This window comes from Dictyobacter alpinus, assembly GCF_003967575.1.
Taxonomy (GTDB): domain Bacteria; phylum Chloroflexota; class Ktedonobacteria; order Ktedonobacterales; family Ktedonobacteraceae; genus Dictyobacter; species Dictyobacter alpinus.
In genome coordinates this window covers 1,443,481-1,455,172 of record NZ_BIFT01000001.1, presented here as the reverse complement: position 1 = coordinate 1,455,172, position 11,692 = coordinate 1,443,481, and the positions used below count along the sequence as shown (strand labels likewise).

Genomic DNA, 11,692 nt, shown 5'->3' with positions numbered 1-11,692 from the left:
TGAAAATCTATAAAAAATTATTATTTATGCAAATTTCAGAATAAAAATAAACCATGAGAATCTTTGTACGTGCTTATCGTGATTCTCATGGTAAAGAGCAATTGCTCAAAAATCTATCAAGTCAGACTTAAATTTATTGTGTTTTGCATTGAGAAAGCACACGACCACTTGGACTACGAGCTTTTATACATACTTGTACTTGCGTAGTACCATCTACCATATTTCCCCATGATGTCCCTGCACCAGTGGCAAAACCTGTACAAAGAGGTCCTGAATATATGCCACCGCCACCTGGATAATAATAATCTGTGACATCGACACCTAGATAACAACCTCTATCTGACTCGTACTGATCAGTACCAAGGGTGCTTACGATGATTTGAATACCAGTAGCATTAACTTTTGTTACTGCACCCCAATTAGAATTACATCCAGCTGAATAATAATTGTATCCACCAGTAGTAAGGACGAGGTTACCATCCATGACATCTGGTATCGGAGCTGGAGAGGTAGCTACACAGGAATATGCATAGGGATCTTTACCAGGACCACCTTCAGCGCCGCATGTACGGCCGTAACATGATAATGCGGCTTGTGCATGTGGATAGAGTTTATTCGGATCGCCGGTACCAGAAGCGTGTGCAAGGTTTGGTAATTGGCTAAACCAAACAATAGCCAGTATTACAGCTAGCACAAGAGAAATACTTTTTCTAACCATTCTGATTGTCCTTGCATTTTTAATGTACTTTTCTAGGACATTAAATAATTGACTTTGCAGTCTTTGTCAGGATTATTATATAAATGAATTGATGTTGATTTTGTAGCTTTTATGATTTATTCAAAATAATTTACAAAAAGCTATCAGAACATGCGAAATTCAAATATTAAAATAATCCTTTTTTTCTTTAGAAAAGTACCTATATCAACCATATAGAATATATCATGTGATCATTGAATAGTCAATATAAATTTTTTTGAATTACCAAGCCTGTAATAAATTTTTATATTTAAAAATACATGACATAATTATCTAGGTAGTGATCGAACGTGTTTCGTACCAATGTGGCAACTGATAAAAAGAGGCGGAATATAGCAAGGTTGCTATATTCCGCCTCTTTTGTAGGTTTTTTTAGTTCATCCACTCACCAGGAATACTACGATCGCGTATGCGCACTCTGGCTTGAGCCTCGTTCATGTTTTTGCCATCTTCGTTGATGCGTTTTGGCAACTCGGACAAATTAATGCGGTGCCAGTAAGCAGCAGGGAAGAGGCCCAACCCGATGGCGAGTGCTACGCCTATCTCGGCCTGGTTAATGGGGAGTCCTTGCGGTAGGCGGAACAGTGATTGTGAGATGACATGCAGCATAACCAGCAAGGCACCGATGAAGAGCAGTAGCTCAAAGGCACATGCCCCATAATAGGACAGGATCTCGATACGCTTATTGCGGCGATAGAAGATAGCCAGTCCAATATTAAGCAGGCAGAGAAAGCCTGTGACCCATAAGACAACAGGAATGATGTCGGTAGACCTAAAGCTCATTGGACCAACCTGTTGTTGTGCTACTGATGCGATTGTGCTAGTAATTGTTATCAACGAATACCTCCACCCAGAAATTTTTGCGTGAGCGCTGGAATGATAAGATCAATAAAAAATTAATTGCTTGTTAGCAGGAAGTTAGTAAATACAACTTCAGAGCCATCGGCGCCGGTCAAGCCATTAACGCCCATACCAACTCCTCCGGAACCATATTTTGTATCTTCTTTAGTACCAAGTTTAACTCCATTCACAAAGAATGTGAATTTATGGCCATCAACCTGTACTTTTAAATTGTTTACTGCCTGTTTGCCACCGTGGAACTCTTTGCCGGTTTTATGTTCCCACATAGGGTCATCTAACCATCCACTCCCTGGTCGTCGGCCATCAAGGGAATTGAAATCATAGCGCCGGTCATCTTTATTATTGACGATACGGAATGCGTAAGTTACTGGATGATTGCCAACCTCAGTATAGCTAAATAACAGACCATAAAAGTTATACGCGTTGTTTTCATCACCTTTGACCTGCTGAATATCCACACTCAAGCTATATTTGGCTGGTGGAATCACGTTCCGCTGTACTGAAGATGCAAAGTATGGGAAGTCTTTCGTTTTCTTCGAGCTAATGTGATAAGCATTATTTTGGAAAAATGCTCTAATACCCTTATTTTCAAAATCCGATCCCTTTGCAGTAACCAGCCAGTTGTGTATATTACTGCTAAGTGCGTCATCCATAATTTTTGAATTATTAAATGTTGCTGTTGCCTGTACGTTCGCTGTCGCGGTAGCATTGATTTTCGCCTGTGACGCTGAAGTATTTTTACCCGGAGGTGTACCTGTGACCTGTGGGTTGCCACCTGTGTGGGTGAACAGGTAAATACCAGAGCTGAAGATGACGAGTATGATCAGGGTCACAATGGTCAGCTTTTTGCTGTTGTTTTTGACCTTGCCTTGAAATGAGGTGTCAATCGGCGGCGGAGGTGGTAATGCCCCGGTAGGATTTTGTGAGATTACGGGTAGAATGCCGGTTTTGAATTCGCCAGGTTTGCCGGCGACCGGGATGCGTACGACTTTAACGGCCTGATTTAATTTGAGCATGCCGGTATCGCCGCTATACTCACCTGCTGGATGCATGAGTGCGCCTGTATTGCCGTTGCTTAACGTTCCGGTTTGATTGGTGTACATGCCGCTGTTACCAAGGGCACCGGTAGGATTTTTGTACATGCCGCTGTTGCCGAGGGCGCCGGTAGGATTTTTGTACATGCCACTGTTGCCGAGGGCACCGGTAGGATTTTTGTACATGCCGCTGTTAGTCGGTTGGGCATTTGGATCAGGTGCCATACCATAGGCATCTCCAAGATTGTGGGTACCGGCGACTGATTGTCCATTATTGGATTTGGGAAACATGGGGTTGCCCAATAGTGATGAATTAGGACCTAGTTTTCCCGTTGGGGTACGTGGGGTCTGGTCGGTTTGCCCAAATGAGGTGTTGGTATTGGCTGGTGATTTGAAATTTGTGCCTGACTGGAAGGCTTGCGTTGCGGTTTCATTCCACGGTTTCTGGGCAGCCTGATCTGACTGAGATGCGGTTGATCCGCCCCAGGATTGTTGTGGTGGTAAAAATGCTTGTGGACCATTACCACCGGCTGGCGGCTGCTGCGCTGATGGGAACGCCTGCTGTCCATTGTAATCTGGATTTGTCATTGGCGGTTCCGTATGCTGATCCGCAAGATTTCCCTTGCCTACACCGCGCAGGTTGGTTTTGCGTCCAAGGCGGGCGTTAGGTCCAGTTGTTCTTGTATTCTCAGTTTTTCCTGCGTCGCCAGAGCGATTCCCCATCTTTGGGGAAAAGGGCGAATTAAAAGGTCCTTGTTGATTATTCATATTTTCTCACCGGTAGTAATGGCGTATGTTTAACAGTAATAAAGAATGTTTCCTCTATATCAACCACTTAAAATGTGGCGATTAGGACATCATTGCTGGCTGGTCTTCTTTAGTATTTTGTCAAACTTCGTTTGATAGGTTGTGCGCCCGCTACGCGGGCGGGGGGAGGGAGGTTACGGGGGCATAGCCCCCGAACCCCCAGTCAAGGGGCTGGCCGCCCCTTGCATCCCCGCTTTCCCATCAAAGGATGTCTGACGGACTGCTAGTTCATCCACGCACCAGTCCAGGCGGGCCTATGGCGGATCTCAGTGACCAGCGGAGCCACTACGCTGCTGATATGCTTTTGCGCTGGCATCGATCCTCCCGCAGCCGGGGGGGTACTTGCCTGGACAAATGTGTAGATAATTATGCTCAGCACAATTACGATTACTACTGACACCAGAATGGCTGCTTTTCTATATTTTTTCAGCAGCTCTAGCAAGTATTGCTGCTTTGTTTGTATGGGTAGGGCGCCTGTATTTTCTTTTGATGTGGCCGACTGTGCCAGTGCATCGGCTGTACCTGTATTGTTCAGGATGCCGGACATTGGATCTATCTGCTGTGAAAGCGGGTCAATGGCTTTACCTGGCTTTTTCCCTGCTCCCGCCAGATGTGATGACAGCAATTTTTGTGGTATGGTCGGCGCCGTAACCTGTTCACTCACTAGTGCGGGCCGACCCGATATGCCTCTGCTTATGCCGCGTAAGTTTGTTTTATGCCCCAGGCGTAAGCGAGGCGCCATAAACATTTTTTGCGCGGGCGCTTCCGTGGTTTTGTTCTCCGCAACTGGTGGCAGAGGTGTCTGTGCCATCGCTTGTCGCTTGACTGGTGTATTGGGTCTCGCTGGTGTATTGTTCACATCAATCGTTGGTGGTAGCGGTGTGAGCCCGATCGATGCTAGATTGTTATCAGGTGTTTCAGGTACACCTTTGGGACCAAGCAGCGAACCACGTCCAGGCAATGCCGATTGTTGTGCATTTGCTGGCTGTAAGGTTGGGATATTCATGTCCGTCAAGATGCCCGAAAAAGATGGCATCGTCATGCTGGTCTGGGCCACAATATCGTGTCGAGCTACCCGGGTATTGGCGGCATTGGCAGCCGGTGGCTGGGCGACCTGTTGCGGTTCAGGTTGGGCGACACGTTCAGAGCCTGGACTCTGCCAGACGGGATCAAAGAGTCCACGGCGACGATTGCCGGAGTCGCTCGGGCTACCTGATCCATCAACCTGGACACCGGCCGCCTGCAATGCTAATCTGAAGGCGCTGGCCAGATCACGGGTGCAGGCATAACGATCAGCGGGGCGCTTGGCCAATGCGCGTAAGATAACCTGTTCCGCCGCAGGAGGTAAATCTGGGCGCTGCATACGTGGTAGGGGTGGTGGCGTATGTAAATGCTGGAGCGCCACCTTCATCGGCGTCTCACCTTGAAATGGAGGTGCTCCTGCTACCATATGATAGAGCAAGACACCCAGAGAATAAATATCCGCGCGTGCATCCACCACACCACCAACAACCTGTTCAGGAGACATATAGTCAGGCGTCCCCATAGGCATCCCGACTTCGGAGAGAGGATTCTGATTTTTCTGTCCATCCGTGATAATTTTAACCAGGCCGAAGTCGGTCAGGAGCAGGCGCTTTTCCGGGGTCATCAAAATATTGGCAGGTTTAATATCGCGATGCACCACTTTGCGCTCATGGGCAAAGTCCAGTGCAGCCGCCATCTGTTCTAAATAACTCACAATACGTGTGAGGGGTAATTTCCCTTCGTTTTCCAGTTCATCACGCAGCGTGCCACCGCTAACATAAGGCATGACCAGATACGCCAGACCATCTAATTCTCCATATTCATGGACTGGCGTAATATTAGGATGTTCCAATGAGGCGGCCGCATCGGTCTCGCGTCGGAAGCGTTCCAGGAACGCCTTATGTTGTTGCGGTTTGAAGGCCGTGATGGGTAGAAGAACTTTGACCGCTACCTGCCGGCGCGGACGAGATTGCTGAGCCAGGTAGACTGCTCCCATACCACCCCGTCCAATCACTTTTTGGAGCGTACAGGTGCCAAGCACCTTTCCACACAATTCTTCTGCATTCATGAATAAATTCCCTCTTTACCGCCAAAACTGGCTATACTGATGGTTTAGTTCCGCGTGAGCAAAAGATCTTTAAAGGCCACTTCGGTCCCATTCATATTAACCGTCATGCCTATGGTTCCAGTTTTGTATGTACCATCCTGGAAAACCTTTTTCAACTTCGTTCCATTGACTGTGACTGTGAATTTATCGGCATTCATAGCAATCGCGATGGTATTAGGCTGTTTACCCAGGTGAAATTCGTTTCCCATGGCTAGCGTGCCGTTTTTCACTGCGATCCAAGGGTTATCCTGGCTATCGTCATAGCGCCATAGTTTGTATTCTTTGCCTTTCACATTCGCGACTTCAAAAGTATAAAACGTGATGTTGGGCTTACCATTTTTCTTTTGCTGATTAAAACGGAAGATCATCCCAAAGGTGTTGGCAGTATCGCCATCATTGCCTTTGATTTCCTGCATGGTTAAGCGATAGTTCATCGGCCCATCAAAGTTTTTCCCAGGTAAAATGGCCCCATTGCCTTTGTCTCCCTGAACCGCGATATGATAGGCACCATTTTTAAAAGCATAAAGATTAGCTGGAGTTGTACGCCAGCCATTAATGTTCTTGTCCAGAGCATCTGAGACAAGTATGTTGGCGCTAGCCGTAGCCGTAGCGTGCGCAGCCGGTGTATTGAGATTGGCTGCATTGCCAGCCTGATTTTGCTGATTTGTGCTTGCGGGCTTATTCTGATTTTGTATGAAGAGTAACGTTCCCATTGATGCCAGGACCACAGCTACAACCACAACTGCCAGCACTGTACGCATCCATGGCTTCATATTTATAATGTTAAGCTTGCGTGCTTTTTTTGCCGGCATTTCTGGTTCATCGGGTTGGCGTTCAAAGGGCAGGATGCCAGTGATATATTGGCCAGGTTGACCCGCGACAGGGACTTTGACGACTTTCACGGGATCATTGAGTTTGAGTGTGCCAGTTGGCGTACGGGTTTCTTGCAGTGCCAGAGCATTCGTCGGCGTCTTTAGCTGCGCGCTATTGCCAGCCTGGGCGGTAGGCGTCTGGGGTAGCTCTTTATTCCAGGCCGGGTGTAGTCCACTGCCGATGCCGGGTTTATTGACGGCAGGCATAATACCAGTGCCGACCATAGGGAACTGTCCCGTTTTTGTCAGCAAGCCCTGTCTGGGAGCCTCACCTGGCTTCAGAGCAGGATCGACCGGCATGGTCCCAGAACCAACCATCGGGAATTTACCGGTCTTAGAGAGCAATCCACCGCCTGGCTGTGCTTCCGCCGCAGCGTCATTAGCGTTATTCATCCTGATCGAAGACATCATTCCTGTCCGACTTAAGAGCCCACCGGTTGGTCTGTGGCCTGGATTATTCTGGTTGATGGCGAAACCATTCTGGGCGGGTGGCTGCTGCATCCCTGCGCGATTATGTAGAGCACCAGTGGCATTAGGAGCTACATCTGCTTTTGTCACTTTAGGCATTGAAGCGGTCTGGCGCATGGGATCAAACTGCCCCTTGGGTACCGCCATACGCGATGCGGTTGACCCGCTAAGCAGGCCGGCCCACGTCTGAGCGGCATCAAGGCGAATGCCTGAGTTGATCAAGGCGTTACGGAATGCTCGGGCCATATCTTCGGCACGCATAAAGCGATCGCCGGGCCGTTTAGCCATGGCACGCAATACCACCTGTTCGGCGGCAATGGGTAGATCTGGCCGCAACATCTGTGGAGAGGGAGGTGGTATCTGTAAATGCTGGGCAGCGATCTGCATCGGCGTCTCTCCTTGAAAAGGAGTGGTACCGGTCAGCATTTGAAAAAGAATGACGCCCAGAGAATAGAGGTCCGCGCGGGTATCAACTTCCTCGCCGATAACCTGCTCTGGAGCCATATAGTCTGGTGTGCCGACCGGCGCGCCAGCACCTGTCAGGCGTACCTGGGGAGTTTGCCCCTCGGCAATAATTTTAACCAGACCAAAGTCAGAGAGGATGAGTCGACCTTCGTTGGTCACCATAATGTTGGCGGGCTTAATATCGCGGTGAATGACCCCATGGTCGTGAGCAAAATCCAGGGCGGCTGAAAGCTGTTCTAAATAATTGACGGCCTTCTGTAGTGATAAGGGACCGTCACGTTCCAGTTCATCGCGCAGGGTACCGCCGCTAACATAAGGCATAACCAGATATGCGATACCATCTTGCTCTCCATATTCATGCACCGGCATAATGTTGGGATGTTCCAGTGAAGCGGCGGCATCGGTCTCACGGCGAAAGCGTTCTAGAAACGCGGCTAACTGGTTGGCATTTAGCTGGGTTATCGGTAAAAGCACTTTAACTGCAACTTGACGCTTGGGACGAGACTGCTGCGCTAGAAAGACCGCGCCCATTCCTCCCTGGCCTACCAACTTTTGGAGTGTGCATGTGCCCAATGCCCTTCCAATTAATGCTTCTGCGTTCATCAAAACTCTACCCCTCTATTACATCTGGCGCTCACATGCCAGTGTTGACTAACCTTCTTTTCCTCTCCCTGCCTTCCCAACATACTTGTACCTTTGTACATATTAGTCAACTTCCATGCTTCTGACAATGAAATGGTAGTGCAAGCATGACCAAAGTAATGTCTATTACTGCGTCAATTTGTGCTTTCGTGCCATTTATCAGTAATGAAGAAAACGAGAAATTGTTGATTTTATTGGAGGAGCAAGAAAGGTATGGTGTTTCAGTGGATTTCAAATTGTGGTTTGTACTGTGATGGATTCTGTTTTTGCGTTCGCTGTAAAGCATCAAGAAATGTTGCATTTCTGGACATTTCTTGATGCAAAAACATGGCTTAGACGTCGCCTACAAATGTCTCTGTATCGGATAAGCCCTGCGGATCGCGATCGGCTTCGGCGTCCAGCGTAATCTCTTCGGTGCCAACCTGAACGGCCATCGACGGCACGGTACGGCTCTGCGCGATAATGCCGTGTAAGAGTGAGGCTGCGGCCTGCCCTAGCAGTGGGCGTAGATGTTCGAGGTGCTCACGCTGCCGTAGCATCTGCTCATTGCGTTTGCTTTCATAATCGGGGGTATTCAGTTCGTTATAGATGCCCTCAACCATCACAGGTGAGATCTGTTGCCAGATGGTTCGGCTATCAAGAACCTGTCCAATGGCGGATTGTAGCTGTTGGATCAGGTCGATGCTCTGGTTGAGGATCATCATAATGTCGCCTTCAGCCAGTTCGATGCGCTTCATCAGGCCGCTGAGTGTCGTCTTGCGGGCCCAGGCGAGGGCGATACCGTGGAATTCAGGTACGACACCAGGAGTAAAGCTGACGCCCGCGCGCTCTTCGACGCCACGTACATGTTGGATGATATGCCACAACTCACGGCGAATCTGGGCCAGGCGGCTATGCATGACATCGCGGTTGTTCAGGCGGCGATCATTATCATAGGTAAACCAGCTACAGACCTCTGCCAGTTCGGCAGGTGAAAGATCATCCAGATAGCCGTTGGTGATCAGCTCTACCAGGATGATGCCAGCCGGATGGAAGATGTTACGCAGCAAGCGACCTTTGATGGTTAGTTGCTCATCTTGTCCAATATGGCCCATAGCGCGCAAGGCGAAGATAGTTCCATCCAGTTCCGCGGCACCCGCGCGACTGAGCGGGAAGGCACCAATTTTCTCACGGCGTCGCTCCAGTGCCCGCTCTGCCTCTTTGGATGCAGCCCCCTTCTTCTTCTTGCCAGATTTGCTGGCCTTCTGGTAACGTTTCTCCAGGCGCTGGAGCTCATTGATCTCCCAGAGTAGATAGCGCTGGTATTCACGTAAACTGGAGGCGCAGATGCGGCGCAAGTGTTGCAGATCGTTTGGTCGCCAGAGATTGAGTACCGAGTTGTAACGGATCACAAATGAACTGGTGACCGGTAGCATCTCGCCAGTGATCTTCTGGAACGAGCTCTCAAAGGGCTCCCAGGGTGAATAAGGGATAATAGCCGAGCCATGCACATCCATACCACGGCGCCCGGCTCGTCCAGTTAACTGGCGATACTCGTTGGGTGTGAGCAGGCGCATCTCCTGCCCATCAAACTTGCTGAGACTGCCGACAATGACCGAGCGGGCAGGCATATTAATACCCAGTGCCAGTGTATCGGTCGCGAAGACGGCGCGCAAATGTCCACGTGAGAACAGCGTCTCCACCAGAACTTTAAGGCCTGGTAAGAGTCCTGCATGGTGGAAGGCCAGTCCACGTGGTAAGAGGCGCAGTAAGGAGTGTACCTGCTGGAGATTGCGATCTTCTTTCGGGAGATTTTCCAGCCAGACATTGGCTTCCGCCCGAATCAGGGCCTCTTCTTCAGGGGACGTAAAATTATGCTGGGCAGCACTCATCGCAGCCTCTTCCACGACCCGTCTGCCGGGCAGGAAATAGAGACAGGGAAGCATTTTAGCCTCACGCAGGACCGTCAGGATCTCGCCCGGCTCGGGTGTCTTCCGTTGTTTGGGACGGCGCTCCCGTGGCTTCTCCTGTCGCGCCGAGTCACCCGTTGTCTGAGCCTCACTACTGGTACTGCTCTGAGGAACCCCGTTATTGGCCTCCGTTTTTTCTGCATCCCGCTCTTTACTACCTGCCCGAGGACGTGAACGCTGGCGTTCGCGTTCGCGCTCTTTGCGGGACACGCGATGGTCCTGTGGACGTAAGCCCCGATTGCGCCGGCGTCGCTCCTCCCATAGATCAGTGTCTAAATCGTTCTCTTCCTCATCATCATCCTCATCATCATCATCATCAAAAGAGAAAACGCGATTACGGCCAAGCATCTGAGCCAGCTTAGCCTCACCACCAACGCGCGGAAATTCCTCAATGCGCTTCCCATCAGCATCCTGGACAAGATGTAACTTGCCATCTAAAAAGTAATAGTGTTCAAGCGGGACCGCGCGTTGTTCATGGGTGACCAGAGAGATTGGACGATGGACGCGACTGATCCAGCTTGCCAGATCTTCGGCATTGCTGACGGTAGCTGAGAGTCCGACGAGCTGTACATGCTCGGGCGAGCAAATAATCGCCTCTTCCCAGACCGGTCCACGGCCAACATCGCTAAGGTAGTGGAGTTCATCAAAGATAATATATCCCACATCGGCTAGCGAGGCCGGACCGGCTTCCAGGCCAGCTTTTTCGCCACCCTCTTCGAGCAGCATATTGCGATAGACCTCAGTCGTCATAATCACGATAGAGGCACGGCTACGCTCCACAATATCGCCAGTCACCAGTCCGACGGCATCTGCGCCATAGATCTCACGCAGGTCGCGGTACTTTTGATTGGAGAGCGCTTTTAAAGGGGTCGTATAAATGACGCGTTGCTTTTTTTGTTGTGCACGCCAGATGGCGTATTCTGCAACAAGGGTCTTTCCTGTACCAGTGGGTGCCGCGACAAGCACGGATTGTCCGTGCGCCAGTTCCTCTATAGCTTCCAATTGAAATGTGTCAATCGGAAATGTGTAACGCGCGGCAAAGGCTTGTATATCAGCCTGGTAATCGTGCTCGGTCACCACGTATTCTTCCATCTCTTCTGCTATTCGCTGCCTATTATATCCGCATTATTGTAGCACCTCTGATAGCCGTCTACAAGATAGTGGGTGTCCATCCAATGATTCCGCCAAGTTTTTCAAGGCGTGCCGACAATATACTTCGGGGAAGCACTCTGGTGGTTACGAAAGATGCCGAGAAAAAAAGCCGCCGCACGTTGGGCGAGCGCCACATGCAAGATCCAAGTCCTCTCACCGAAACGAAAAGTGATTGGGATGGGACGGCGTGAGAAGCGTGCCGAGCGTACGTCGAGTGGGCGCCACACGCAAGGCCCAATACATCTCACTTAGCGATTTGTAGCCTGGACAGGATGCGGTCTCTTCATTCCAGGCGACTGCTCTGGCAAAAAAATGTATGGCACCTACTTTTGGGCGTGTGCTTGCAAGTTTTAGGGTTCTTCGCTATACTAACTCTAAACAATACGATACCAATGCTTTCTAGCGATGAGGAAGAGGAGTAGTCTGTTACAGATAACAGCGAGCCGGCGGGTGGTGTGAGGTCGGCGATCTTGTACAGGTGAAGGGCGCTTCTGAGTTGGGGGCATTGAATTGAGTGGCTTCACGATCTGGTGAAGAAGCAGGGTGGGACCGCG

6 protein-coding genes are annotated in these 11,692 nt (G+C 49.8%); all 6 read right to left on the bottom strand.

Annotated elements, in window-relative coordinates:
- Positions 1 to 133: 133 nt before the first annotated feature.
- Positions 134 to 718 (bottom strand): hypothetical protein, encoded by a 585-nt coding sequence (locus EL633_RS05665; RefSeq protein ID WP_126626253.1) that lies wholly within the window; start codon positions 716 to 718, stop codon positions 134 to 136.
- Positions 719 to 1,129: 411 nt separating this feature from the next.
- On the bottom strand, positions 1,130 to 1,594 hold the full coding sequence (locus EL633_RS05660) for a thioredoxin domain-containing protein (RefSeq protein ID WP_126626252.1): 465 nt from the start codon (positions 1,592 to 1,594) through the stop codon (positions 1,130 to 1,132).
- A 59-nt stretch (positions 1,595 to 1,653) separates the two neighbouring features.
- Complete coding sequence (locus EL633_RS05655; RefSeq protein WP_126626251.1) at positions 1,654 to 3,420, bottom strand: hypothetical protein; 1,767 nt, start codon at positions 3,418 to 3,420, stop codon at positions 1,654 to 1,656.
- Between the two features lie 262 nt (positions 3,421 to 3,682).
- Positions 3,683 to 5,551 carry a serine/threonine-protein kinase gene (locus EL633_RS05650; RefSeq protein ID WP_126626250.1) on the bottom strand — a complete coding sequence of 623 codons (1,869 nt, stop codon included), beginning with the start codon at positions 5,549 to 5,551 and terminating at the stop codon, positions 3,683 to 3,685.
- 44 nt (positions 5,552 to 5,595) lie between these two features.
- Positions 5,596 to 7,998 (bottom strand): serine/threonine protein kinase, encoded by a 2,403-nt coding sequence (locus EL633_RS05645; RefSeq protein ID WP_126626249.1) that lies wholly within the window; start codon positions 7,996 to 7,998, stop codon positions 5,596 to 5,598.
- Positions 7,999 to 8,369: 371 nt separating this feature from the next.
- On the bottom strand, positions 8,370 to 11,078 hold the full coding sequence (locus EL633_RS05640) for a DEAD/DEAH box helicase (protein WP_126626248.1): 2,709 nt from the start codon (positions 11,076 to 11,078) through the stop codon (positions 8,370 to 8,372).
- Positions 11,079 to 11,692: the final 614 nt, after the last annotated feature.